We start from the raw sequence: 25,926 nt of genomic DNA on the forward strand, positions 1-25,926 counted from the left end.
CCCTTAATCGCTGTGATATCCGTTGCGATCTTGATCACTTTCACAATATTGCCAACAGAATCCCGTACCGGGGTGTAGGACGCACTTAGCCATATTCGTTTTCCGCTTTTCGTAACACGTTCAAATTCTCCAGCATTAGTATTACCTTTTGCGAGATCTATCCAAAAATTCTCGTATTCTGCTGACCTTACATATTCCTGATCACAGAAAATCCGATGGTGTTTGCCTACAATTTCATTCTGGTCGGTATATCCTACGGTTTGAAGAAAGTTATCATTGGCCTTAAGGATAGTACCATCCGGGGTAAATTCAATAGCGGCAAAGCTGGTGTCTACTGCCTTTTGAATTTGTTCTGACTCTGCTTTTGAAATTTGAAGTTCCTCTTCCTTAAGCACTTGCTCAGTAATATCATACCTGACACCAATGTATTTAATAGGCTTTCCATTAGGCCCCATTACAGGCGCAATGATAGCATCTACCCAATAAGGATTACCGTCTTTCTTCCTGTTTTTGATAACTCCTCTAAAAATGTTACCTCTACCGATAGTAGACCACATTTCTTTAAAGATTTCTTTTGGAGAGTCAGGGTGACGAAACAAGCTATGAGGCTGCCCCATACATTCTTCGAGACTGTATTGGGTTACCTCTAAAAGTTTATCATTAACGAAGGTGATATTGCCTTTCAGATCAGACTCAGATACCAGGCAGGCTACGTTGATCTGGTCCATGCGCGTTTCCAGTTCAACCTTCAGGTGCTCCTGTGCGTCAATGTAGTTCTTTTGTTCAGTAATATCCTTAATAAAAGCAGTGTATTGGTAACTTTCTCCTACTTTCACCTTGCTTAAAGACAGATTGCCCCAAAACTTACTTCCATCCTTACGCACCATTTCCAGATCACGACCTTTGCCTACTACTTTGTTTTCCCCAGTTTTAACATTGGAATCCACATATTGGTCGTGCACACCTTTATGCTCCATGGGCACGATCATCTTCACATTCTGCCCCATCACTTCTTCACGTGTATAGCCAAACATGCGCTCAGCCGCTGCATTGTAGAAGATAATTTCTTTGGATGAGTTGATGGTTATTACTGAGTCTACTGCCTGCTCCAGTATTTCATTATTATTATTTCTGGACTGCTCTATCTCAAACTTAGAGGCCATAATTTGGTCCTGTAACTCACCCATTTCCTGTAGACGCCTCTCAAGCTCTTCTTTCTGAGCTTTCAATGCTTTAAGTTCTGAAGAGGGCTCAATATTTTTACCCTTAGCTTTAATTGTTGTCTTAGCAGCTTCTTTTTTACGTGATGCAGTTTTCATTACTATGTGGTTTTGAGAAGTTCACAAAAGCCTTAAACACTGATGAATAAAAGCCTAAGTTTCCTATAGGAAAAAAGTAGTTCTACCCGTTTAAGCTCTTCTATGTTGAGCAAACTTATTGCTAATTTCCTCTCACAACGGTATGATAATAACTGCTTATGCCACAGATGTAATGATGCGTTTATTTCCCACCAAGTCTTTCTTAAATAAGCAGAGATTTGAGACAGGATACAGTTTTCATTCGGCTCATACGTTTAATATTTTAATAGAACATTTAAACATGGGAATTGCGCTCAATGTTAATTGAAGACTTTGGATGAAGTGTTAAATTTTTAGATTTTATGTCTCTTTTTCTAGCTAGTGCTAGCTATAAAGATTTACGGGTTTTGCTTTTTGTTTAAGAAGAGAGGTGGTAGTCTTAAAAAAGGACAGGAACGAGCGATATTCAAATATTAACAATCCTCTACTTATAGATATCAATACTTAAGTATAAATTTCATTTAACTTCTTATAATTAATTGTATTTTCAAAATCTTCATTACATACTTCTTTTAGTTTCTTAATCATTTGCTTAAAATTCCATAATTTCAAGATTCAAAAAAATATAAATAAAACCATATTGATGATTTATTAAGTTATATTTTTTTAAGGTCCTTCCTCTCTCATTTAGCTTAAGTATACATCAATTAAGTATTAACTCTGCTTACCTACCTATTACTAATTATCTCAGGCTCCAAGTATAAAAGTGACAAGAATATGTTATTTTTAGTCATTAAAACCGCTAATATTAATCTTAATGACAAATAATCAGGAATCTCTACGTTACCCAATAGGAACATTTGTGAAGCCCAGTGCCATAACTAGTATGCATAGAGAGGAGTGGATAAAAGCAATAGCTCAATTTCCCGATGCTCTTGCTTCCGAAACAGCAGAGCTTACTGATAATGAGTTACTTTGGCCATACAGACCCGAGGGATGGACGATACAGCAAGTCGTACATCATTGTGCGGACAGCCATATGAATTGCCTGATGCGTTTCAAATTGACTTTGACCGAAAGTCAGCCTGCTATTCGTCCTTATGAAGAGGCATTATGGGCCCAACTTGCAGATACTACCGAAAGCCCCATCGTCTGGTCTTTGCAATTGTTGGATGGATTGCACAAAAAGTGGGTATTTATATTAAAAAGTATGAGTGATGAAGACTTTGAACGTTCATTTGTACACCCCGAACATGGCAAAGTTTTTACTTTAAATGAAGCCCTGGGAATGTATGCCTGGCACTCTAATCATCATCTTGCTCATGTACGACAAGCTAAAAAGTATAAGGGCAACTTTTAGAATTAGTGCGAAACTCACAATAAAAATATCCATGATCAAAATTGAGCACATAGCCCTCTGGACAAAAGACTTAGAGCGTTCCAGAGATTTCTACATAAAGTATTTCGGGGCAAAGAGCAATGACAAATATTTTAATCCCAAAAAAGGCTTAGAAACTTACTTTCTGGAGTTTGGCTCAGGTGCCCGACTGGAAATTATGAAGAGACCAGAAGTACACCACACAGAAGACCTGACTTTCCATGCTGGCTTTACTCATCTGGCTTTTTCGTTGGGAAGTAAAGAAAAAGTAGATGAACTTACTGTAAGGCTGGTAAAAGATGGATACAAGAAAATGGATGGCCCACGTACTACCGGGGATGGATATTACGAAAGTCAGATTCTGGACCCGGATGGCAATCCGATAGAGCTTACCGTTTAATTTTTCATTTTTAGTTTTTGCATTGAGGTTGTGTAGTAGTTCAAATCCTGAATATAGAAGTTAAACACTTTACGCCAAATATACTTTATAGAGAAAAAAGAAAAGCCATCCTCTATAATTGAGAAGATGGCTTTACGATATTTGAAACTTACTTATTCACTCTAATAAGCACGCACCGCTTTGCCTTCCATAAAGTTGACAAAAGCTTTATTCACCACTTTATTACCACCGTGAGTCGGGTAATTACCGGTAAAATACCAGTCGCCTTTATGATCAGGGCAAGCCTTATGCAGGTTTTCTACCGTTTGATATACAATCTCCAGATCAGCTTTAAGATCATCAGGACGCACAATTTTGCCAATCATCTCAGACACCTGCTCGTAGCTAAAGGGCGAGTATAGTTCTTTTACAAAGTTAGGCGCTCCTTTTTTAGTACCTTCCGCTACACACTGTTCGTACACATCATCAATCAGATTTTCCATATGTGCTTCCTTAAGCAAGGCCAGCACTGCTCTGAAGGCTACAAAATCATTCATCTTGGACATATCAATGCCGTAGCAGTCGGGGAAACGAATCTGCGGTGCAGAGGAGGCGATAATAATTTTCTTAGGCTCCAGTCTGTCCAGCATGCGCAGTATACTTTTCTCCAGCGTAGTACCGCGAACGATAGAATCATCTACCACTACGATGTTGTCTACGCCTTTCTTGATCACCTCATAAGTAGTATCATAAACGTGGGCTACCAGATCATCCCTATGGTCATCATCGGTAATGAAAGTCCGCAGCTTAGCATCTTTTACAACCAGTTTTTCTACTCTTGGCCGGAAAGACAGCAAACGGGTGATGTAAGACTCATCAATATTATCTCCTTTTTTCTGAGCTTCCCGTATCGCCATGATACGCTCATTACTCAAATGGTCTTCCAGTCCCTGCAGAATACCCAGAAATGAAGTTTCAGCGCTATTAGGAATATAAGAGAAAACCGTATTCTGCAAGTCATAATCAATACCTTTGAGAATCTGCGGAATGAGGTGTTGACCTAATTTTTTACGCTCATGATAAATATCGGGGTCAGAACCACGGGAGAAATAGATGCGCTCAAAGCTACAGGAGCGTTTTTCCAGTTTTTCAATAAACTGCTGCTCGCTGTAGTTACCTTTTTTATCAATGATCAGGGCATGCGCAGGCTCAATTTCTTTGATACTATCGTAAGGTACATTGAATGCAGTTTTGATGGCAGGTTTCTCTGAAGCTACTACTACCACTTCATCATCGGCATAGTAGTAAGCAGGACGAATACCCGCCGGATCACGCGCTACAAAGGATGAACCACTACCGATGAGACCAGCCATAGCGTAGCCTCCGTCAAAGTCTTTACAAGAGCGCTGTAGAACCCTTTGCAGATTTAGAGTATCTTCAATGATCTCAGTAACCTGCTGATTGGTATGGCTGAATTTGTACTGGTCAAAAAGCTCCTGGTTCTCCTGGTCCAGAAAGTGGCCAATCTTCTCCATTACCGTCACAGTATCTGCCTTTTCTTTAGGATGCTGCCCCAACTTCACCAGGATATCAAAAAGCTCATCCACATTGGTCATGTTGAAGTTACCAGCTACCACCAGGTTACGGCTGCGCCAGTTGTTTTGCCGAAGCATGGGGTGGCAGTATTCTATAGAATTTTTGCCGTGCGTGCCGTAGCGAAGGTGGCCCAACCAAAGCTCGCCGGTAAATGCTACGTTCTTTTGAAGCCAGGCAGCATCTTTGAGCTTTTCACTTCCGTACTGCTTCTTCGCTTTCCTGAACTTCTTATTGATCTTCTTGAAAACTTCCGCGATAGGCCGCTCTGCTATAGAACGATACCGACTGATATAGCGGGAACCCGGAGGCACATCAATTTTAATATTGGCAACGCCTACACCATCCTGCCCACGGTTGTGCTGCTTCTCCATCAACAAATAGAGCTTGTTGACGCCGTAGAGGGGAGTACCATATTTGTCAATATAATACTGCAGAGGCTTCCGCAGACGGATCATCGCGATGCCACATTCATGTTTAATGATATCGGTCATAACAGACTTTTTAGCGCTTTATGTTAAAATACGAAACCTACGGTCAAAAGTGAATAAAATTTATCAGTTCCATCAACCAGTTGGCTTTGAAGAACAGTACCAACAAGGGTATCACCAGTACAAAAGCTAACACCGTATCCCCGGTATTTATCATCCTCAATGAGCCTGAATACCCTTTTTGTGTCTGTTGTATTTCCTCACCATGCTTCTCTTTTTGTTGAAAAAACATGTAATAAGGAATTTTCAAATAATAGAATAATGAAACCACAGTATTTAGCAACCCTATCAACAACAGCAACACCATAATAGTGCTATCTGATGCCTGATAAGTTTGCCACAAAGAGGAAAAAATAAAAAGCTTTGCTGTAAATCCGGCAGTGGGAGGAAGGCCGGTCAACGAAATCATGACAATGAGCAACAGTACACCGATTACAGGAAACTCTGTTCCTAAACCTTTATAGTCTTTAATATACTCATAGCCTGTCTTGCGGCTGATCATTTTGATCAAAAGAAAAGCTGCAAAATTCATGAGCAGATACATCGCTCCATAAAACATGATACTATTAGTACCAAATTCTGAGTACGCCACTATACCTACCAGCAAAAAACCTGAATGTGCGATGGAGGAATAAGCCATCATACGTTTGGCATTAGGCTGAGATAAGGCGGCAAAATTACCCACCACTATAGTGACGATTGCAATTATTCCAGCCACCCATTGCCAATCTATCATCACCACTTGTGATTGTAAAGCTTCAAAGAAGCTGCTAAAGTGGATAAGTACTGCAACTCCCGCCAATTTTGGCACAATGGAAAAAAGAGCTACGATAGGAGTAGGCGCCCCTTCGTATACATCGGGTGCCCAGATGTGGAAAGGTACCGCGGAAACTTTAAATAATAATCCGGCAGCCACTAAAAGCAAAGCAGGAATTAAGGCAAAAGGGGGTATTTGTCCCAGGCTACTTATGAAGTCAGGGTCATTCCATAACAGGGAGCCGCTGAAGCCATATAATAAGGAGATACCATACAGTAATAATCCTGAAGCTACTCCTCCAAAAAGAAGGTACTTCATGCCTGCCTCTGCACTCTTTTTATCAAAGTTAAAGTTTGTAAGGATGTAGGAGGCGATGGATACAATTTCAATAGCGAGATAGAGCATCAGCAGATTGGCTGACATCACCATCAGAGAAGCACCCAGCAGCAAGCCATACAATATTACATAAAACTCACCTAATTTTTTCAGAGCTTCACTCTCTACGCCATCCGCACCACTGCGGTAATGCAAACTTAGCAATACTGTGAAAATTCCTGCCAGAGAGAATAAAGCTTTGAAAAAGACTCCTATGCCATCCAGACGAATCATGTCTAGCAATAATGGAGGTTCTTGCAGCACTGCGAGCATCTCCCACTGTTGGAAAAGCATAAACAGATGCGCACCAAAACCTATCAAAGATAAGCTGATCAGCCAATAAGTACCTTTACGACCTGCAATAAGATCTACCAACAACAGCAATAGCAGGAAAGCGGTAAGCACCGCCTCAGGCATCAGATAGCCCAGGCTCCCTGTTATTTCGCTAAGCTTCTGCGCTAGTAGTCCGGTATCTGTCGTTTGCTGCACGTAAATTTATCTGAATATGAGCTGTAAATTTTCCTGACCTGTAGTGTTTACGTAGTACACAAAGTTACTTACGGTAGTGTCTATCATATCTATCAAGATTTGGGGAAAGAGACCAAAAGCTATAATGGCTAATGCTAAAGGAACTAGCATAATATATTCTCTGGCATTCAAATCTTTGAGTTTGGGGGTCCAACTGCTATCCCGAACATAGTAAACTCCGAAAAACATCCGCTGAAGCGTCCAGAGATAGTAGGCGGCTCCCAGTATTAGTCCAAAGGTGGCTAAGATAGGCATCCAGCGAGGAAGCAACTCATTGAGAGTAGCTGAGTTGAATGCACCCAAAAATATAAGTACTTCTGCCACAAAGCCTGAGAAGCCAGGCAGCCCCAAAGAAGCAAAAAAAGCGATTACTACCAGACCAGTAAAATAAGGCATACGCGATGTCAAGCCTCCGTAGTGTGCAATCATCCGGTCATGGGTCCGGTCATAGAGGACTCCGGCGATAAGAAAAAGCATGGAAGAGATAAGACCGTGACTAAACATCTGATAAATGCTACCGCTGATACCTTCCACAGTAATAGAAGCCAAACCCAGGAGGACAAAACCCATATGCGATACCGAAGAGTAGGCGATCAGCTTCTTCACATCTTTTTGTGCCAGGGCATTCATTCCACCATAGATAATAGCGATCAGGCCAAATAACCCTATCCACCAGGCATAATAAACGGCTCCTTCAGGAAAAATACTGTAAGCTGTACGGAGTATACCATAGGCACCTATTTTTAGTAGTATTCCTGCCAAAACCACTGATATAGGCGTGGGTGCTTCCACATGTGCATCGGGTAGCCAGGTATGCAATGGCACTGCAGGTAGCTTTATGGCAAAACCTATTAGGAGAGCAAGAAAAGCCCAGAGCCTAACAGAAGTCCCTAAGAGAGTAGATTGGCTTAGCAGACTAAGTATGGTGCCAGGAATGAAATTGGCAGAGTCAGTCATTGCCGCCATACTGAAGGTCCGCACCAAATTTTGCGAGGCAATTTGTCCTTCTGCCAGCATGTTTTGTACCTGCTCAATAATCTGCGGCGTAACGGATTCAATATTAGAGGCGAGCCCCAGAGAAACTGCTGTTTCAATAGGGTCTATTACGCTTACGTATAACCCAATTATGGCTATGAGTATAAATATGGAGCCTAATAATGTATATAAAAAGAACTTGATCGCTGCATATTCTCTTCTAGGTCCTCCCCACATCCCTATCAGGAAGTACATGGGGAGAAGCATAAACTCAAAGAATAGGTAGAATAGGAAAAAGTCCAATGCGATGAAGCAACCTACTACTGAGGAACTGAGCAAAAGGTAAAGCAGGAAATACCCTTTAACATTACTATGGATTTTCCATGAAGAAATAGCGCCTATCGTCAATACCAGTACTGACAATAGTACCATACTGATGCTCAGCCCGTCTATTCCAAGATTGTAATCTATGGAAAGTGTACCCAGGTTCCCCATCTCTAGCTGTATCCATTCTACTCTTTCCGATAGCTGAGCATTGATCAACTGCAAAGACAGCGCTTCACCACCTTCAGCCAACTTCTCGGGTTTTTGCTCAAAGTTGATATACACAAAAATGGCTACTCCTAATTGTAGCAGGGTAGCCAGTAAAGTCATCCACTTAAAGACCTGTACATATCGTCCAGGGAGCAGCAACAGGATCAATGCAACTGCCAGCGGTATGAAAATTAAAAGGGAAAGTAGATATGAATCCATGCAATCAAGCTAACTCAGTTTGTACCGCTTGTTAATGAAGCCCCAAAATTAGCTATTCTGATGGAAAGATAAATTGTACAGACATATTTTTATCCATATTCTTGATTTATGACTCCCACTCTTCAACATCAATATCTAAAGAGCCTTAATCATGAGGCCTTTATCCCCCAAATAGATATGAAAAATATTGGCAAAAACGAGTGGATGGTTGTCTATTTTATTTTTTCTTGAAGTCTCCCCGTTTCAAGGATTTGATAAATTCTGCCCAGGCAAATGGGTTAAGCAGTGGATTTGGCCGTGGCCCGGAACCATACTGTAAACGATCAAATTGCTGATTCATAAAATAGCGATGGTTCATACTTCCATCCATAGGCATAGCCTCAAACATACGGGCCAGCAGGTCAGCATTCAGATTTTCATTCATATTATCATACTGATCCTGATCCGGAAGCTCTAAAGCCAGTACTGCTTCTTTAAAAATTTCTTCGGTAGGGAAAGGAAAAACGACTACGCCCGGTAGATAAGTAGTATCAGTCTGTAGCTCCACTACGATGGTTAAGCTTTCTCTCTGATCTTTAGGTACTAAGTAGTATTGTTTTTTATAACCAATAGAGCTAATAATTACGCTATCCCCTGCCAACACTGGCATAGAAAAGTATCCATACTGATTTGTAGATGTACCACGACCGGCAGCAGGCACGTAAATGTTAGCGCCAGCCAGTGCCGCAGTACTGTCTTCTCCTAGAATCAAACCTGAAAGCTGAATGACACTACTTTCGCCCTGTGCCTGTACTGTGCTAACAGTCAAGGTCAATAGGATACTCATAAACACCGTCACCCCTAATATTTTACCTATATACTTCAAATCAGCTTTTGTTTCTTTTGTAACTTTAACGAACGTTCTACTAAAATAGTCACAGAAAATTAATATTAATAGTACACTTACGAGAATTTATAAGTTTTATGTTAAGTTAATTATACTATAAAACGTAGAGCCATAAGCATAGCTACATAGAATAACTTAATATGCGTGTAAAAAATTTCAGCTTAAACTTCGGACTTGGTGTATTTAAAGCTTTCTCTGACGAAGCGAGAGTAAGAATTCTTTTTCTCCTTTATAAACAGGAAGAAATGTGCATCACTGACCTGGAGCACATCCTTGATTTTACGCAAACTAAAACATCTCGGCACCTACGCTTCCTCAAAAACGCAGGCCTGGTTAGTTCCCGAAAGGTAGACCAGTTTGTATACTATCGTATCAAGCACCAGGCAAAAGATATCATAGCCCAGATATTTCAGTATATGAATAAAGATGCAGTTTTACTTAATGACCTGGAAACTTTTCACATTCTTTATTCTAACCGAGAACTTGCAGTATGGAAGCTACACAATCAAAAGAAGCTATATTCCAGCTAAGCTTTTTGTAAACGCTCTTTTTCTACTTTACCCTCACTAATCAGCAATAAACCGATAAAGGTAAGCGCTCCGTTTACAATCAGTATGAAAAAACCAAACTGAAACCCGTTAAACCAAGTAGCAGAGTTGGTATCCAGCACAAAACTGATTACAGGGGCTAATAAACATACCCATGGTACCAGCCGATCTTTGACTTTCCCTGAAGTATAAAGCCCATAAGAGTATAAGCCTAAAAGTGGTCCATATGTATAACCAGCAATTTTAAACACTGCGACAATTACGCTTTCACTGTTGACGGCATTGAAGACAAGAATTACTAAAAATAAAAGCCCTGAGAACATCACGTGAACTCTCATCCTTACGGCCTTATCAATATCCTTTCCTTTTTCTGCTCTGGTTTCAGCACGTTCATTCCCTAATCCCAGAAAATCTACACAAAACGAAGTGGTAAGTGCAGTAAGTGCAGAATCTGCACTGGAATAAGCAGCAGCGATAATACCCAGTATAAATATAATACCGGCATAAGCATCAAAATGATTTACTGCCAGCATAGGATAGAGGTCATCGGTACTTTCAGGTATGGCTATGCCTTTAGCATCGGCATACAGAAAAAGTAATGCTCCAAGCGTCAAAAACATGAGCGTTACGAAAACTATTGTTACAGTAAACCATTTCATATTCTTCTGGGCTTCGCCAAGGTTTTTGCAGGTCAGATTTTTTTGCATCATATCCTGGTCCAGACCGGTCATCACAATGGCAATGAAAGCACCGGAAATAAACTGCTTAAAAAAGTTATTGGCACTTGCCCAGTCCCAGAAAAAAATCTTGGAAATTTTACGGCTTTCTACATTGGCAATCATTTCGCCCAGTGACATGTCCAGTTCCTGCCCGATCAGGAAAATACTGATAGCCACCGACAACAGCATAAAAAGGGTTTGCAGGGTATCTGTCCATACAATGGTTTTGATCCCTCCCTGAAAAGTATATAGCCAGATGAGCACAATGGTGACGAGTACTGTTACCCAAAAAGGTACGCCAAAGCTTGCAAAGATTGCAATTTGTAATACACCGGCAACCAGAAATAAACGTGCTGAAGACCCTATAAGTCGAGAAATAAGGAAGAAAAAAGCTCCCGTTTTGTACGACCAAAAACCAAACCGTCGCTCCAAATAGCCGTAAATGGATACTAAATTAAGCCGGTAATACAGAGGCATCAGTACCAACGCAATGAATGCATAGCCTGGTACGTAGCCTAATACTACCTGAAAATAAGAAAATTGGGAGTTGCCTACTTCACCAGGTACCGAGATAAATGTTACCCCTGATAAAGAAGCACCGATCATTCCAAAAGCAACCAGATACCAGGGAGAAGAGCGGTTTGCATTGAAAAATGTCTGGGTAGTAGCGCCACGGGATGTGAAATAAGAAATCAGTAAAAGGATAACAAAATATCCGGCAATTACGCTTAGAACTAATACTGGTGACATGTGTTATAGTTAAGTAATGGGCACGAAATTGGGTCTTTTTTTTTAAATTTGCTAAATGGATATGTTCGAACCTATGAAATACGCAGCAATTGAAGAAGAAGTAGAAGTATTAGAAGAAGTTTTACAGGCGGAAAAAGAAGAAGTTGTTGAGAACAAAGACCTCATCGTATTGAATGACGACTACAATACTTTTGAGCATGTGATTAACACTTTGATCAAAGTCTGTAAACATAGCCCTGAACAAGCAGAACAGTGTACACTTATTATCCACTATAAAGGCAAATGTTCGGTAAAAAAGGGAAGCTATGAAGAATTAAAGCCTAAACGTGATGCAATTTGTGATGCTGGTATAGGAGCAGTAATTCGTTAATTTTTACCATAAGCTCTATCATCCACTCTCTTATCACCTAAACTTTTATGGAGTACCCTTCTAAACTGATAGAAGATGCTGTTAACGAAATAGCTAAGCTTCCTGGAATTGGAAAGAAAACTGCCCTGAGATTAGCATTACACATGCTTCGGGAAGAAGAAGATTTTACCAAGTCACTATCAGATGCTTTGGTGAACTTACGGACTAAAACGCAGTACTGTAAAAATTGTCACAATATCTCTGATAGTGAGTTATGTGGGATTTGTGCTAATGAAAGACGAGACAGAAGTATTATCTGTGTTGTAGAAACAGTTACTGATCTTATCGCAATAGAAAACACTTCTCAATACAGAGGGCTTTATCATGTGCTGGGAGGCGTCATCTCTCCTATTGAAGGCATTGGTCCAGGCGATTTACATTTACAGTCTGTCATTGACAGAGTTACTGCTCCTGATTCTGAAGTAAAAGAAATCATTCTGGCACTTAGTTCTACGATGGAGGGAGATACTACTGCTTTCTTTATTACTAAAAAGCTGAAAGACCATCCGATAAAAATCACCAGCCTCGCCCGTGGCGTACCTATCGGTAGTGAACTTGAGTATACCGACGAGATCACATTGGGAAGAAGTATTCTGGGACGTAAAGCTTACGAACAGAGCTAGATTAGAGCGTTCTGGCAACTGCCCAAAATAATAGAACCCATCCAATGATCATAAGCAAACCGCCGATTGGAGTGATAGCGCCCAGCCAGCGTACGCCAGTAAGGCATAGAATATATAGCGAACCGGAAAAGATTAATACTCCTCCTACCATAGAAAGGCCTGCATAACCCAGCAATTTATCGCTGAGCTTGTACATTAACAACCCGATTGCCAGCAAGGCCAACGTATGGTAAAACTGGTATTTAACCGCCGTTTCAAAAGTATCCAGCCTGTTACTTGCTTCTAAGCTAGCTCTTAGCGCATGTGCCCCAAAGGCACCTATCATTACGGAAAGTGCGCCAAAAGCTGATGCGCTTAGCAATATTATCTTCTGCATATTTTAATTGTAATTTCTTTCTCCAAATATGGTTGTACCTATTCTAAGCATGGTGCTCCCTTCTTCTAGAGCAATTTGATAATCTCCACTCATGCCCATAGAAAGTTCTTTCATGTCCACATTTTCAGGAAGTTGAGTATCAGCTTTTACTTTTTCAAAGATCTGCTTTAGAAACTTAAATTCTTTTCTCACCTGTTCTTCGTTTTCTGTAAAAGTAGCCATGGCCATTAAGCCTCTGACTCTGACATGTTTAGCCTTTGCCAGCATTTCTCCGTGAAGAATTTCAAACAGTTCATCTTCTGACAAACCAAATTTACTTTCTTCTTCAGCAATGTGCATTTGTAGCAGACAATCTACCGTTTTATCTACTTTTCTGGCCTGTTTTTCTATTTCCTTTAGCAAACGTGCACTATCCACCGAATGAATCATGTGTACAAAGGGAACGATATATTTTACTTTATTCCGCTGCAGGTGACCTATCATATGCCATTTGATGTCTTTAGGTAACTGCTCATACTTATCTACCATTTCCTGCACCTTATTTTCGCCAAAGTCTCTCACGCCTGCTTCATAAGCTTCTTTTAACACTTCTACAGGCTTGGTCTTGCTTACTGCTACCAGCAGGCAGTGAAATGAGCTAACCTTTGGTTGCAGTTGCTCTAAGTTTTTTGCTACACTCATGTGTATATTTAATTTTTAGTATAGACTCATGATATTCAACAATGCTATTACAGCAGTGTTGTTTAAGAGCCGGTAATTTAGACAAAACAGGTTAAGGGTAAAAATTAAGCTATTGATGAAAAAATATATACTCACACTTATCTTTTGCTGGTTTATTTTTCAGGCCTTTGGTCAAACTGAAAATGAGCTTATTAACTTCAACGAGCAGCGAAAACAAATTACTAAAATAGGTATGCTTACGCTCGGGGGTTGGGCAATAAGTAACATTGCTGTCAATGGTTTATTGATGACTAAGGCATCCGGAAGCCGCTATTATTTTTACCAGATGAATACTTTCTGGAATATAGTAAATCTTGGCCTGGCAGGTTTTGGGTATTACAACAGCTTACAGATAGCTCCAGAGACACTCACACTTTCTACTTCTACCGATGAATTTTATGGGTTCCAGAAAACGTTGTTATTAAATGCTGGCCTAGATGTGGCTTATCTCGCTGGAGGAATTTATTTACTGGAAAAGGCAAAAAACAATAAAAAAAACTCAGAAAGATTTACGGGTTATGGCAGAGGGCTTATTCTTCAAGGGGCGTTTCTCTTAGTCTTTGATACGGTTTTGTATTTTATTTTGGATGCTCATTCCAATGAATTATTACCTTTACTGAGCGGCTCAGCCAATGGCATGGGTTTGCGCTTAAGATTTTGATATTCAGCAACATGGAAGTGACTTATTATACTGCAGAAGACATTAACAAGCTTCCCCACCAACCTGGGGTTTATAAGTTTTATAACCATCAACATGATCTCATTTATGTAGGGAAAGCTAAAGACTTAAAGAAAAGAGTCAGTAGCTACTTTAACCGCTCTGCTGGGAGTAGCCGCAAAACCAAAAAGATGGTAAGTGAAATTATATCCATTGAGTTTACCATCGTCAACTCTGAGTTTGATGCACTGCTTCTGGAAAATAGCCTGATCAAAAAAAATCAGCCTAAGTATAACATCTTGCTGAAAGATGACAAAAGCTACCCTTATATATTACTCACCAGAGAGCGTTTTCCTCGCATCATCCCTACCCGAAGAATGGTTCCAGGTGCAGGTCATTATTTTGGTCCCTTTGCCAGTGTAAAAGCCATGAATAACATTCTTGAACTGCTCAGAAACCTCTATACCATCCGTACTTGCCGTTATGATCTTTCTGATGAAAATATCCGTTCCGGTAAGTTTAAAGTTTGCCTGGAATATCATATCGGTAATTGCAAAGGCCCTTGTGAAGGGCTACAAAATGAAGAGGATTACAATCGTGATATAGAGCAGGCTACTAATATTCTGAAAGGTAATTTGGGAGTGGCCCGTGCTTATTTTAAAGAAAAAATGCAGGAAGCAGCCTCAAACTTAGAATTTGAGACTGCCCAGATGTTCAAAGAAAAAACAGAACTTCTCTCTAAATATCAGGCTAAATCGCTGGTGGTAAATCCACAAATCGGAGATACCGATGTCTTTACCATTGTATCAGATGGAAAAATAGCTTTCATTAATTACCTCAAAGTGAATAATGGGTCAATTGTACTCACCAAAACTATTGAAGTAAAGAAAAAACTGGATGAACCTGATGAAGAAGTGCTTGCCTTGATGATTGTAGAACTGCGCAATAAATATCTGAGCACTGCTACTGACCTTTTGACGAATATTGATATCTCCATTCAGATTGACTCGGTGAATATTATTATTCCCAAAATCGGAGACAAACGTAAGCTTGTAGATATGTCAATCAAGAATGTTCTTTTTTATAAAAAAGAGCGCTACAATCAGATTTTGAATACCAAACAAAAAGAAAACAGGGTTTTGGTTACGCTTAAGGAAGACCTCCGATTGAAAAACCTGCCCATGCAAATAGAGTGCTTTGATAATTCAAATATTCAGGGAAGTAACCCTGTAGCTTCTATGGTTAGCTTCAAAAATGGCAAGCCTTCAAAAAAGGATTATCGTAAATTCAATATCAAAACTGTAGTTGGCCCTGATGACTTCGGATCTATGAACGAAATTGTCTACCGTAGATACCATCGTTTAAAAACTGAAGAGTTACCGCTACCCGATCTTATCGTGATTGATGGAGGTAAAGGACAACTCAATGCTGCCTGTAAAGCCTTGAAAGATTTGGAGTTGTACGGTTCCATTCCTATCGTAGGTATTGCTAAGCGATTGGAAGAAATTTACACTCCTGAAGACCCTTACCCTCTGCACATTGACAAGAAATCGGAATCTCTGAAACTATTACAACGCATCAGGGATGAGGCTCACCGTTTTGCTGTTACTTTTCACCGTCAAAAAAGATCTAATGCAGCCCTCAAATCAGCTTTAGAAGAAATTCCGGGGGTAGGAAAAAAAACTGCTATGGCTTTGCTTAAGAATTTTAAGTCTGTAAAAAACATTCGTGAAGCAGACGACCAGACATTAGTTGAACTTATAGGATCAGCGAAAGCAAAAGCTGTAAAGGAAGCTCTCCACACATAAAAAAAGGAGAGGTATCCATTACCCTCTCCTTCTTATAGTATAAACAATTGTGTTATGATTGCATTAATATTCCCAGAGTTCGTGCTCTCTTTCTAGCAGATTGTATTCGTAATTCAACGACTCCATTAGCGCTGATCTTCTATCTCCTCCTGTTTTATCAATAATATATTCATCCTCAGGATTTGAGTACTTAACGATATGAGCATTGAATAATCTCAAATCAAAAGCATGCTTCAAATTCAGATGTTTAGCATCATTGTAAGGGTTTACCCAAACCGCTGTTTCCGGGTTTTCTTCAAATACACGAACTAAATCCATGTACTTAAAAGTAGCTATAGGTTTTTGTAAGCCTGTTAAAGGAAACATTTCAGGAGGTAAGATCATCGTTACTGACTGAATATCGTAATACTGACGCCCACGTTCTTTATCAAAGATGATATCTTCCATAATTTCCAGGATAGTAACATCTGTTGCAAAGAAGAGGTTGTTCATAGCATCCGATGACTCAGAGGATGATGAAGAAGATTCCATAGCTGTACCCTCTGCTCCTTGTCCACTGGATGATGAGGTATCATCTCCCCATCCTCCTCCCCAGCCATCATCTTCCTGGGTTTCTTCCTGCTGCCCAAAGCCCATCGCAATTTCATCTTCAGAAAGGGCAGGACCATCAGTAGGAATAGTCAAGTTCTCAATAAATTGCTCCTTAGACATACGCTCATTCAAGGAATCACTTGTATAAGGATATAAAGTGCCGTTCATGACAGCATTAATCAATACTTGAGTGATCTCCCGATTTGTAGAAAAGAAGGGTTTATTCTGCTTTTCTTTCAGGTCCATACGTCTCCAAACTCTGGTTTTATAGAGTTGATCCGACTCATGGATAGGCCTGATGGAATTAGGATTGTATCCGTCAGACTCCTGTGCGAATAGCGAACTTGAAACACAGAGGGCTACTAAAGAAGCCCCCATGCTGTGTTTAATTATTTTTTTTATCTGCATCATAACACCTGTTTATAACTTTCAAAATTAGTTCAGCGGCACGTTGATGAAAGACTCACTAGCTCCTAAAGGGACATCTTCTAACTCATTTCTAAAATTCATCCGCTGTACTTTCTTAATTTCTATAGATAACCTGTCCCCTGCCTTAGCTTGCGACATCATACGACCTAAATTAGCAGTTTCATTGGATAAAGTAGCTTTATCAATAGGACGGCTACCTCTTGCAAGGATGATATCTGCTTCAATTACTTTATAGCGAGCATCTTTAGGCAAGAAATTAGCAAAATCTTCATCAGGGACAGCTTCTATTTTTATAGATCTCAATCTACTAGCAGTTTCTCCTTTCTGCATATTTACCAACCCTCCTCCAGGACCTTTAACAACTATCATAGGCTTAGGAACTCTCTTTACAGTGAAAGTTTCACTACCAATATTATTTCCACCACTGCTTACTCCGAGGGTTAACTTAGGAGCTTTAGGGATTACAGTAACTGAACCAGTCTTTTGTCCTTTAATTGCAGTACCACCTTGTGCTGAAAATGAAGGGTCGTAAGTGGTTCCTAAAGCAGGAACATTAACCTGAAGCTCATTACCACAGTTTAAATAAAGTGCTTGTACTGACTCAGATTGGATCTGGATTACAGGCTTAGTAACAAAGTAGCTGAAAGTCTCTTCGTAAGTTTCCTTCTTGCCACCTTGCTCAATTGTAATTGCTGCTTTGAACGACTTTTCAGCTTTGTTGCTGGCATCGTATTTATCTGCACTTGCAGTAAACTCAATCTGGCCCATGCCCCCATTTACTGGAATAGACTTACCATTTACGGTCATCACTGGGTCCACAGCACTTGATGAAGCAGCGATAAATAAATCTGCTTTATACTTAGTACCTGCGGCTACCACGTTTGATTCAGGTCTAACCATCGCCACAATGTTGTCAAACTTCATATCTGCCGCACCTACCTGGCGAGCAAGACGATCCAGAGCAACTGTCTCACGAGAAAGCACCTCATTTTTTAACTGGCTCAGTGATGCTAAACCAGCTACCATGGGAGTATTCTGGAAAGTAATCTCTGAGAAACTTTTCATGTTTTGCTCAGGATTATCTTTGAATACCGGGTTTTCAACAGCATCTAGTGCAATTGGAGCCACATCCGAACCAGTAGTACTTGCTAAATAGCTTGCATAACCATTCAAAGCTTTTTTGAGCTCCTCTCCTTTTCCCTGTCTAACCATAATGTCAGCTATCTCGTCTTCGCTTTTTCCTCCTACATAAGTTCCATCTTCCTCAACACCTCCAGTAACCACTACGAACTCATTTTTAAGAGAGTCAAGTGCATTCAAGACCTGATTTGTTTTAGCCCTCACTTCTCTGGCTTTTTCAAGCACGGCTACGTCTTCCTTACGATTTCCAGCATCTTCTACTGCTGACTGAATACGATCAACAGTATTGCTGTTTTGAGACTTGGCACCGTCCGCAGATTGTTCCAAGCTATTGTCAATGAAGATAAATTTCTCCAGTACTGTATTACTTACTTGTAAGGCCAGAAGTGCGGTAAGTACCAGGTACATCATACCGATCATCTTCTGCCTTGGGGTTTCTTTTCCTCCAGCCATATTATTTTTGAGTTAAAATAATGTTTAAATCAATTTAAATAATTAGGCCTTCATGGCGCTAAGCATGTTGCCATATACTCTGTTCAAAGAAGAGATGTTATTGTTCAATGAAGCAAAGTTATTCTTAAAGCTCTCAGCATCTTTGCTCGCCTCAGAAACATTCTCCATAGCACTGCTCAGGTTAGAATAGAACTTATTCATAGCTTTCAAGTGACTATTAGCATCCTGAAGTTCCATTTCATATACTGAGTTCAAAGAAGCTAAGTTCTTAGTCACCTGCTGTACCTGTACATGATACTCTTTTGTATCTTTGCTAGCATCAGACATGGATGACATCGCCTGAATGGCAGTAGAGTAAGACTTGTTCATTTCTGATAATGAAGAAGAAGCTACTTTTACATTTTTAGCATATTCGTCAGTAGCTACTGCTGCATTAGAAAGTGAGCCCATTTTAGCAACTGAGTCAGAAAGGTTTTTCATTCCTCTGCCCAAGCTGTCAATCAATTCAGGGCCTACTTTTGAACTTTCTAACATGGCATCCAGTTTTTTGGTAACAGAATCACCATTGCTTTTTCCATTAGAAATTCTTCTTCTATCACTAGCTTCGGTATCTCCCATCAACTCAGGATATACTAAAGACCAGTCATATTCATTGTGCTTAGGTTCAAAAGCACTGAATAAGAATATAATAGCTTCTGTGGTAAGACCTACACCTAACATGATACCAGCTCCTGGTAAGTGAAGGATTTTAAACATAGCACCAACAATTACAACTGCAGCACCGATACCATAAATTTTGGGCATTATTGTGCCATAAAGTAGTTCTGAGAATCCACCTTTTTTCTTGCTCATTGTTTTAAAATTTTCGAGTGATTTACTGATTTAGATTGTTAAATATTGACTAGAATTCGTTTCCAGATGATCTACCGATGTAAGTCATAGCGCATCTGAAGCCGGTATAAGCTGTTGTAGAATCTTTATGTGAGAAGGTTCTGGTTCCAGTCTGGAGAAAGTATGATACATCCTTCCATGAACCACCTCTCACGACCTTACGAGGCTCATTGACATCATTATAGGTAGGGTTTAAGTCCCATACGATAGCAGTAGCAGCAGGATTGTAAGCATCTTCGCACCACTCTGATACATTACCAGACATATCGTACAAGCCAAAGTCATTGGCAAAATAAGCAGCTACAGGAGCTGTATAGGCAAATCCATCATCAAAGTAGTTTCCGCGTCCTGGCTTAAAGTTAGCTAACATACATCCTTTAGAGTTACGAATGTAAGGTCCGCCCCATGGATATTTAGCCATATCACGGCCACCTCTAGCAGCATATTCCCACTCTGCTTCAGAAGGAAGTCGGAAATTTGGCATCACGAACATGCCATTACTTTCACGGTAGTTGTTTAAATACGCTGTTCTCCACTGGCAAAATACCTGAGCAGCTTCCCAGTCAACACCTACAACAGGATAGTTATCAAATGCCGGATGTGACCAGTAGTACTGTACAAGAGGATCACCCATATGATGAGTATAGTTTCTTGACCATACCGTGGTATCAGGATACAACTCGTCTTCAACGAAATTTGCCCCTTTACCTACAAGAAATTCGTACTCACCCTGGCCTTCTTGTACCTCATAAATGAACTGACGATACTCATTATTGGTGATCTCAGTATCATCCATATAAAAAGCTCCAATAGTAATCTGTTTATTGAAGTTGATCTGGGAGGCGATTGGATCCTCGTCTGACTGTCCGGTGTGGAATGTCCCGGCAGGGATTTGTACCATACCATAGGGAGTAGGCATACCATCATATTCTCTGCCCTGAACTCCAACTAGTTGGCCATAATCCTCACCACTATCACCGAAGAGCCCACAACCCTGTAACGCAAAAAGCAGCGCCAAGGAGAAGATTGCACTCCCGCTTCTTAGAAGAGTTTTGCTCATAACACAAATTGTTTTTATACATACACGAAATATCAACACAAATATTGTGATCCTGTTTCAAACGAACCACTCAAATTCTAGCAATTTTCTGTCTTGTAAGGTTTCATCAGTTTTTAAAAAAATATAACCATTCAAATAATTACTATGATTATATCAACTTATTATTGCCTGAATCTAGGCGTTCTGATGATCTTCTTATCACTGGCAGAAGACATAGGTAAACTATAAGTTACCATAATTTCATGAGAAGTAGCAGCTTTTGCTTCCTGAGCTATTAGTGTGTAATCAAAAGCGTAACCTAGTTTAAGCGATTTTTCCTTAAAAAAGCTATACCCTATCATACCTACTAATGCTTCCTGTTGTCTAAAAGAAACTCCTCCCCACATGGTATCATCATAGGTAGCTAAAATACCAATATCAAATGAGTAAGAATTCAAATCTGACTGCACCAAAAAAGATGGAGTTAGACGCACTTTATATGTGGGTTCATAATCAAACCCTCCTGTTACAGTAATGTGACTTTCTAATGGATTGTTCAAAGTATCTACTCCAACAAACTCAAATTGACTATCAATCAAATGTTTAAAACCTACACCAAGGTAATACTGTCTTGCTCTATAGAATACTCCTGCTGAGAAGTCAGGGCGCAACTGAGAAACTCTTCCATTGCCCTGCAGTAATTCATCGTCAGGATCTACAGGGCGGTATTGATCATAATCTACGGTTTGAGAGAACGCTCCTACTCTTACTCCCAAACTAAGTTTTCCATCTCCAACGCCAAGATGATAAGCAAAAGAAGCCTGAGCTTCCAAGTTGGTCAGGGGTCCAATATTGTCATTGACAATATGCAAACCAAAACCACTTCTTAGTCGTAAAATGGGCGCATTTAAACTTACCACTTGAGTATTGATACCTCCAGCATTGTCAAGGGTAGGCTGATAGCCTGCCCACTGTGTTCTATGAAATGCAGTAATTGTAGTAACACCCTCTACTCCTGCATAGGCAGGATTATAAAAAAGTGTATTAAACATATATTGGCTAAACTGCGCACTTTGTTGCCCCTGGCTATTGGTTAAGCCAATAATCGTAATACAAACAAGTATAAGTAATATTCTATTCATACGCGACTGCAAGAAGCACTGATCAAGCCCAAAGGTAACAGTTCAGCAATAATTAATTAATTCAATTACGGTTATAACATACAACGTATACTAATGTATCTAATTGTACCTCTGTTTACAATAATCCAATTAAAAAAAATAATTATTGTTTATTTGCTTCTTTAATATAAGCTTCCAGTGCTCCTGTCATAGATGGGGCATTGGGCATAGGCGCCTGAATATCCAAAAACAGACCTGCATCCTCTACCGCCTTAGCAGTGGTAGGGCCAAATGCAGCAATTCTCGTTTTATTTTGTTTAAAATCAGGAAAGTTTACGAAAAGAGAATTAATTCCTGACGGGCTAAAGAAAGCAATAACATCATAGTTTACATCTGCTAAATCTGAAAGATCTGCTGCCACCGTCTCATACATTACAGCCTCAGAATACTGATATCCATTTTTTTCAAGAAAATCGGGAATATCATTTTTACGGATACTTGAACAAGGAAACAAATATTTTTCTCCTTTGTGCTTTTTGAGAATTTCAATGAGATCCTGTGCTGTCCTGAAACCTGTAAAAATCTTTCTTTTTCTGATTACTATGTACTTTTGAAGATAGTTGGCTGTTTGCTCTGAGATGCAGAAATATTTCATCTCAGCAGGCATTTCAATTTTGAGCTCTGTGCATATACTAAAAAAATGATCAATAGCATTTCTGCTAGTAAAAATAATCGCCGTATGCTCAAGAATATCTACCTTTTGCTTCCTAAAGTCTTTCACACTTACCGGCTTAACTTCTATGAAGGGTCTAAAGTCTACTTTAATATTATATTTCTGTGCAAGATCATAATAAGGAGACTTCTCATTTTGTGGTTCGGGTTGTGAAACAAGGATACTTTCTACTTTGTATAACCTGTCCTTGGGGATTTTGATCGTGCTTTCGCTCATACTAACACCTATTTATTATGGTAAATTTTATACAACGGGCTTTATTGATGAATAACACACCCAATGAAACAAAGAATGAATCATATTAATTCTGTTTCATTATTTATACCTGTAATAAGGATATTAAATAACAAGTACTTCAAGGCCTATTAATAAGGGTATGACTTCTGCGACGCAAATGTACGAAAATAAATAGATATTTCTAAATGAGGCGCTCCTGAAAAGCCTGAAATACAGAACGATAACTCGTAGGGAAGCCAGTAAAATAAAGAGGTAGATGATTAGATTAAAATAGTGGTCATTGTAATATCCTATGCCTGCAAAAATAATGATAAGTAATACAAAAAGAAAAGCACTATAAATCAATGACATACGCATATAATCAAGCATATAAAGAAAGCGTAATTGTCTGAGTTTAAAAAGTGTCCCAAAGAGCATCACTATGATATACTTCAGCCAAATGGTAGCCAATACTAACAATGCCACTTGTCCCCACAACAGTATATAACCTACATATGTAGGGGGCTTGAAGTCAAGATAAGGCACTTCTACCTGCATCAGATCAGTGGTGGAAACCAACATGATGAATAAAAATGCTAACAGTAAACAATGCTGAATCAAAAACATGATATGTGCCTCGTTGATCAGCCGGATTCTGCTGTTATCTTCCCGTGCTTTAAAAGAAAAGACCCGTGTAAGGCTATATAAATTTTTGTAAATTTTAGGATACTGGTTGATAAGTATTGCATAAAAAATCAACAGAACCAATATACCTGTGGTAAAGAAGTCTTGGAGAAGGCTAATATCTCTTTTATAGGATAGGTTAGCTCCCTGCTGCGCAGAGGTAGTCTTAGATTGAACTACCCAAAGTCCTACATCTTCAAAATCTTTTTGAGCCTGAAATACCGAAATAAGTATGCTTTCTTTATTATGGGTTGCTCTCAGGCTATCAATATCGAGAAGCACGCAAGTCTCTTCCTGATGGTAGGAAGATATTTTTTTCTCTATCAATACGGCACTACTAGCAGGAGCACACACCAGCAATTTATTACTACTATACCTTGTTGCTTCCAGTACAACTCCAACTACAGGTACTTCTGCCATACTCTTATCTATGTAGGGTACATAGCGGTTGTTTTCGTCAATTGTCACCCACTCCCTGTTCAGGTTTTTAATGACTTCATACTGACTCTTCCAATCCCTAGATAGAGACTGTCCCTTCAGCATGTTGGTACTGAGTAAAAGACATATAAAGATTAAGAAAAAATTTCTCATAAGATATCTACCAAACTAGCTTAATCTGACATACCGCAGCAGTTATTATACCGCAAATGTAATGTGCTTCACTATAATGATATGAGTTTGATGTAATAAATTATAACTCTCTCAGCAAAACATAATTAAAATCGGCTTATATATCCAAAATGGATTTTTGATAAGCTAAAGTCAATGGGTTGATTTTGCACCTTTCCAATTGCATACGCGAAGTTAAACAAACCAACGTCTGTGGTAATACTCAGCCCCAAGCCTAAACCAAGCGGAGTTCCCTGATAATGCCCAGCCAACTGATATCCTAAAACAGACTGATCATAAAAAACATACAAATAAGACTGAGTCTGGGCTGCCTGCTCTAACAACAAACGAAGCTCCAGATTAGAAATACCATAATAGGCGGCATAAAAGAAATTATCATTGAAACCTCTTAAGGACCGCAAACCACCCACACGGTATAAGTCGTTCAAATACAGATTTTCTCCCGACAAATAAGCGCCACTCAAGCGATGATAGAGCACCCAAAGTTTCCCTAACGGATAGTATTGACGCAATGTCAGTTGAGAAAATGGTTGCCAGCTAATATCTCTATTAGCCTCTCTACCGTTTGAGTGACTACTTTTTCTTCCTACTCCAACAGTACCTTCAAAATTCCATCCTCTTGTGGGTAATACTACATCATTCAATCTATTGAGTTGTAAGCTAAGGCCTACATTCAGTAAGTCAAAATCACCTACCTCACCTGATAGACCAGTATCTGTTGACGGCAGCACTACATTACTAAGCACACTACTACTACGGAAGTCAGTATTTACACTAATCATGCTTGCCTGGGCAAGGGGATAAGCAAAATTAAAAGCAAGGCTACGATTAATAAATAACGTATCTTCCTTCAAAAGATTGAATGAAAAACCAGCCTGATAAGGGGTGCGAAAAAGGTAAGGATGCTGATAACTGATGGATAACCGCTGCGATTCCACCTGCAGGCGCTGCCACTGCAGACTCAGTTGCTTACCACTTCTCATCAGGTTATTGAGCAAAATTTCCAGACTACCGGTAAGCAGTACGCTACCTTCTTCATTCTCATTGGGCAGCAGGTTTACCAGCCCATCCATCTGATTTACCTTGCGGTCTGTCAATGTCAAACGGACTTCGGCTTCATCATTTTGAAAACTTACTTCTAATGGAACTGCCATTTCGACATATGGCAAAGCTCGCAAGGCCTGAGTAATTTGATCTACTTTCTTCTCACTATAGGCACTTCCAGAAGGAATTTTGAGGTAAGAGGCCAGAAATTCAGCTTTTATTTTATCCGTTCCGCTAAGCTGCAACTCCCCAAAAGTAATGTAAGGGCCAGATTCATAGTGAAGGCTTGCACTTACTTCTTCTTGATGCACTTTTACTTCTGTGAGTTGAACACTGGCAAAGGGAAAGCCCTTATTCTCAGCCTCTTTTATGATTTGCTCTATCATTTGCCCCAAATCGTCGTGGGAAAAAGGGCGGTCCAGAAAAAGTTTTTCTCTAAATCCTGACTGCTCCTGCATCAATGGATCAAGATTGCCGGGATCAAGATATGTCCACTGGTATTGTTGGCCAAGAGCGATATGAGCCTGCCAATGGCTGCTGTCTACTTTTTCTAATACCGTAGCATTGGCAGTAAAATATCCACCTTTTTGTAAACGGCTGATAAGTTCCTTAAGAGATTGTGCAGCACTCAGACTATCAGTGGCCTCTGCTTTAAAAGGATAGTTCTTTAGTATTTTTCTGCCCTCTGCTGAGCTATTCAATATTACAGCCTGTGCTTTTCCCTCCTGGGCAGAAAAAAGCCATATCACTAAGGAAACAAAAACTACTGATAACTCCCTGATCTTCATTCAAATACGTTGTAACAGGAACACTCGTAAAGCTCATCAAAAAAGCTTGAAAAGCAAAAAAGTAAAACACTATCGTATTTGAAATGTAAGAATGATCAGCATAATTTATAGCATTGACCACTAAATTGGTGACTTAAATCCAA

At 39.7% G+C, this 25,926-nt stretch carries 23 protein-coding genes; 7 read left to right on the forward strand and 16 right to left on the reverse strand.

The window, feature by feature from the left end:
* Positions 1–1,319, reverse strand: a 1,319-nt coding sequence (locus WJR50_RS28070; protein WP_341296643.1) for a PAS domain-containing protein, incomplete at its 3' end; no start/stop codon positions are given.
* Positions 1,320–2,115: 796 nt separating this feature from the next.
* Between WJR50_RS28070 and WJR50_RS28075 the strand changes: the two genes are divergently transcribed.
* A complete protein-coding gene (locus tag WJR50_RS28075; RefSeq protein WP_341296644.1) occupies positions 2,116–2,658 on the forward strand; it encodes a YfiT family bacillithiol transferase in 543 nt (180 codons plus the stop codon).
* 31 nt (positions 2,659–2,689) lie between these two features.
* Positions 2,690–3,076: a VOC family protein gene (locus WJR50_RS28080; protein ID WP_341296645.1), complete on the forward strand. Its 387-nt coding sequence runs from the start codon at positions 2,690–2,692 to the stop codon at positions 3,074–3,076.
* A gap of 161 nt (positions 3,077–3,237) precedes the next feature.
* On the opposite strand, the gene WJR50_RS28085 is transcribed toward WJR50_RS28080, so the two are convergent.
* From WJR50_RS28085 to WJR50_RS28100, 4 genes are all read right to left on the reverse strand, one after another.
* Positions 3,238–5,142, reverse strand: coding sequence for an amidophosphoribosyltransferase (locus WJR50_RS28085; RefSeq protein WP_341296646.1), 1,905 nt, complete (start codon positions 5,140–5,142; stop codon positions 3,238–3,240).
* A 43-nt stretch (positions 5,143–5,185) separates the two neighbouring features.
* Entirely contained in the window at positions 5,186–6,760 is a 1,575-nt protein-coding gene (locus tag WJR50_RS28090) for an NADH-quinone oxidoreductase subunit N (protein ID WP_341296647.1), read from the reverse strand.
* A gap of 6 nt (positions 6,761–6,766) precedes the next feature.
* Positions 6,767–8,527: a complex I subunit 4 family protein gene (locus WJR50_RS28095; protein WP_341296648.1), complete on the reverse strand. Its 1,761-nt coding sequence runs from the start codon at positions 8,525–8,527 to the stop codon at positions 6,767–6,769.
* Between the two features lie 217 nt (positions 8,528–8,744).
* Positions 8,745–9,392, reverse strand: a complete 648-nt coding sequence (locus WJR50_RS28100) for a carboxypeptidase-like regulatory domain-containing protein (protein ID WP_341296649.1) — start codon at positions 9,390–9,392, stop codon at positions 8,745–8,747.
* A 161-nt stretch (positions 9,393–9,553) separates the two neighbouring features.
* Here WJR50_RS28100 and WJR50_RS28105 point away from each other — a divergent pair, with 161 nt between their 5' ends.
* Positions 9,554–9,943 carry an ArsR/SmtB family transcription factor gene (locus tag WJR50_RS28105; protein WP_341296650.1) on the forward strand — a complete coding sequence of 130 codons (390 nt, stop codon included), beginning with the start codon at positions 9,554–9,556 and terminating at the stop codon, positions 9,941–9,943.
* Here the strand turns inward: WJR50_RS28105 and WJR50_RS28110 are convergent.
* Positions 9,940–11,430, reverse strand: a complete 1,491-nt coding sequence (locus tag WJR50_RS28110; protein WP_341296651.1) for a sodium:solute symporter — start codon at positions 11,428–11,430, stop codon at positions 9,940–9,942. The two genes, WJR50_RS28105 and WJR50_RS28110, sit on opposite strands and share 4 nt — an antisense overlap.
* Before the next feature lie 73 nt (positions 11,431–11,503).
* Between WJR50_RS28110 and WJR50_RS28115 the strand changes: the two genes are divergently transcribed.
* Both WJR50_RS28115 and recR read left to right on the forward strand, forming a co-directional pair.
* Positions 11,504–11,800: an ATP-dependent Clp protease adaptor ClpS gene (locus WJR50_RS28115; protein WP_341296652.1), complete on the forward strand. Its 297-nt coding sequence runs from the start codon at positions 11,504–11,506 to the stop codon at positions 11,798–11,800.
* Between the two features lie 47 nt (positions 11,801–11,847).
* Positions 11,848–12,462, forward strand: a complete 615-nt coding sequence (recR, locus tag WJR50_RS28120) for a recombination mediator RecR (protein ID WP_341296653.1) — start codon at positions 11,848–11,850, stop codon at positions 12,460–12,462.
* Position 12,463: 1 nt separating this feature from the next.
* Here recR and WJR50_RS28125 read toward each other — a convergent pair whose 3' ends face one another.
* A complete protein-coding gene (locus WJR50_RS28125; RefSeq protein WP_341296654.1) occupies positions 12,464–12,838 on the reverse strand; it encodes a DUF423 domain-containing protein in 375 nt (124 codons plus the stop codon).
* A 3-nt stretch (positions 12,839–12,841) separates the two neighbouring features.
* Positions 12,842–13,519 carry a YggS family pyridoxal phosphate-dependent enzyme gene (locus WJR50_RS28130; RefSeq protein WP_341296655.1) on the reverse strand — a complete coding sequence of 226 codons (678 nt, stop codon included), beginning with the start codon at positions 13,517–13,519 and terminating at the stop codon, positions 12,842–12,844.
* A 115-nt stretch (positions 13,520–13,634) separates the two neighbouring features.
* On the opposite strand from WJR50_RS28130, the gene WJR50_RS28135 reads away from it, so the two are divergent.
* Both WJR50_RS28135 and uvrC read left to right on the forward strand, forming a co-directional pair.
* Positions 13,635–14,219 (forward strand): DUF6992 family protein, encoded by a 585-nt coding sequence (locus WJR50_RS28135; protein WP_341296656.1) that lies wholly within the window; start codon positions 13,635–13,637, stop codon positions 14,217–14,219.
* 11 nt (positions 14,220–14,230) lie between these two features.
* Complete coding sequence (gene uvrC / locus WJR50_RS28140; RefSeq protein WP_341296693.1) at positions 14,231–16,024, forward strand: excinuclease ABC subunit UvrC; 1,794 nt, start codon at positions 14,231–14,233, stop codon at positions 16,022–16,024.
* 63 nt (positions 16,025–16,087) lie between these two features.
* On the opposite strand, the gene porN is transcribed toward uvrC, so the two are convergent.
* The 8 genes from porN to WJR50_RS28180 form a co-directional block, all read right to left on the reverse strand.
* Positions 16,088–17,026, reverse strand: coding sequence for a type IX secretion system ring subunit PorN/GldN (porN, locus tag WJR50_RS28145; RefSeq protein ID WP_341296657.1), 939 nt, complete (start codon positions 17,024–17,026; stop codon positions 16,088–16,090).
* Positions 17,027–17,050: 24 nt separating this feature from the next.
* On the reverse strand, positions 17,051–18,637 hold the full coding sequence (gene porM, locus WJR50_RS28150; RefSeq protein ID WP_341296658.1) for a type IX secretion system motor protein PorM/GldM: 1,587 nt from the start codon (positions 18,635–18,637) through the stop codon (positions 17,051–17,053).
* A gap of 42 nt (positions 18,638–18,679) precedes the next feature.
* Positions 18,680–19,489, reverse strand: a complete 810-nt coding sequence (gene porL / locus WJR50_RS28155) for a type IX secretion system motor protein PorL/GldL (protein ID WP_341296659.1) — start codon at positions 19,487–19,489, stop codon at positions 18,680–18,682.
* A 49-nt stretch (positions 19,490–19,538) separates the two neighbouring features.
* Positions 19,539–20,588 (reverse strand): T9SS ring complex lipoprotein PorK/GldK, encoded by a 1,050-nt coding sequence (porK, locus tag WJR50_RS28160; RefSeq protein WP_341296660.1) that lies wholly within the window; start codon positions 20,586–20,588, stop codon positions 19,539–19,541.
* Positions 20,589–20,749: 161 nt separating this feature from the next.
* On the reverse strand, positions 20,750–21,709 hold the full coding sequence (locus tag WJR50_RS28165; RefSeq protein WP_341296661.1) for a PorP/SprF family type IX secretion system membrane protein: 960 nt from the start codon (positions 21,707–21,709) through the stop codon (positions 20,750–20,752).
* A 142-nt stretch (positions 21,710–21,851) separates the two neighbouring features.
* Positions 21,852–22,637 (reverse strand): uroporphyrinogen-III synthase, encoded by a 786-nt coding sequence (locus WJR50_RS28170; RefSeq protein ID WP_341296662.1) that lies wholly within the window; start codon positions 22,635–22,637, stop codon positions 21,852–21,854.
* Between the two features lie 123 nt (positions 22,638–22,760).
* Complete coding sequence (locus tag WJR50_RS28175; protein WP_341296663.1) at positions 22,761–23,864, reverse strand: DUF4271 domain-containing protein; 1,104 nt, start codon at positions 23,862–23,864, stop codon at positions 22,761–22,763.
* 173 nt (positions 23,865–24,037) lie between these two features.
* Complete coding sequence (locus WJR50_RS28180; protein WP_341296664.1) at positions 24,038–25,783, reverse strand: BamA/TamA family outer membrane protein; 1,746 nt, start codon at positions 25,781–25,783, stop codon at positions 24,038–24,040.
* Positions 25,784–25,926 lie beyond the last annotated feature (143 nt).

The sequence above is a fragment of the Catalinimonas locisalis genome, assembly GCF_038039535.1.
Taxonomy (GTDB): domain Bacteria; phylum Bacteroidota; class Bacteroidia; order Cytophagales; family Cyclobacteriaceae; genus Catalinimonas.

Coding starts and splice junctions, on each gene's coding strand:
- WJR50_RS28115 (WP_341296652.1), top strand. CDS start 11,504: ATGAAATACGCAGCAATTGAAGAAGAAGTAGAAGTATTAGAAGAAGTT.
- WJR50_RS28095 (WP_341296648.1), bottom strand. CDS start 8,527: ATGGATTCATATCTACTTTCCCTTTTAATTTTCATACCGCTGGCAGTT.
- WJR50_RS28180 (WP_341296664.1), bottom strand. CDS start 25,783: ATGAAGATCAGGGAGTTATCAGTAGTTTTTGTTTCCTTAGTGATATGG.
- WJR50_RS28130 (WP_341296655.1), bottom strand. CDS start 13,519: ATGAGTGTAGCAAAAAACTTAGAGCAACTGCAACCAAAGGTTAGCTCA.
- WJR50_RS28125 (WP_341296654.1), bottom strand. CDS start 12,838: ATGCAGAAGATAATATTGCTAAGCGCATCAGCTTTTGGCGCACTTTCC.
- porK (WP_341296660.1), bottom strand. CDS start 20,588: ATGAGCAAAACTCTTCTAAGAAGCGGGAGTGCAATCTTCTCCTTGGCG.
- WJR50_RS28135 (WP_341296656.1), top strand. CDS start 13,635: ATGAAAAAATATATACTCACACTTATCTTTTGCTGGTTTATTTTTCAG.
- WJR50_RS28075 (WP_341296644.1), top strand. CDS start 2,116: ATGACAAATAATCAGGAATCTCTACGTTACCCAATAGGAACATTTGTG.
- porM (WP_341296658.1), bottom strand. CDS start 18,637: ATGGCTGGAGGAAAAGAAACCCCAAGGCAGAAGATGATCGGTATGATG.
- WJR50_RS28170 (WP_341296662.1), bottom strand. CDS start 22,637: ATGAGCGAAAGCACGATCAAAATCCCCAAGGACAGGTTATACAAAGTA.
- WJR50_RS28175 (WP_341296663.1), bottom strand. CDS start 23,864: ATGCTGAAGGGACAGTCTCTATCTAGGGATTGGAAGAGTCAGTATGAA.
- WJR50_RS28085 (WP_341296646.1), bottom strand. CDS start 5,142: ATGACCGATATCATTAAACATGAATGTGGCATCGCGATGATCCGTCTG.
- WJR50_RS28110 (WP_341296651.1), bottom strand. CDS start 11,430: ATGTCACCAGTATTAGTTCTAAGCGTAATTGCCGGATATTTTGTTATC.
- WJR50_RS28165 (WP_341296661.1), bottom strand. CDS start 21,709: ATGAATAGAATATTACTTATACTTGTTTGTATTACGATTATTGGCTTA.
- recR (WP_341296653.1), top strand. CDS start 11,848: ATGGAGTACCCTTCTAAACTGATAGAAGATGCTGTTAACGAAATAGCT.
- porN (WP_341296657.1), bottom strand. CDS start 17,026: ATGATGCAGATAAAAAAAATAATTAAACACAGCATGGGGGCTTCTTTA.
- porL (WP_341296659.1), bottom strand. CDS start 19,489: ATGAGCAAGAAAAAAGGTGGATTCTCAGAACTACTTTATGGCACAATA.
- uvrC (WP_341296693.1), top strand. CDS start 14,231: ATGGAAGTGACTTATTATACTGCAGAAGACATTAACAAGCTTCCCCAC.
- WJR50_RS28105 (WP_341296650.1), top strand. CDS start 9,554: ATGCGTGTAAAAAATTTCAGCTTAAACTTCGGACTTGGTGTATTTAAA.
- WJR50_RS28080 (WP_341296645.1), top strand. CDS start 2,690: ATGATCAAAATTGAGCACATAGCCCTCTGGACAAAAGACTTAGAGCGT.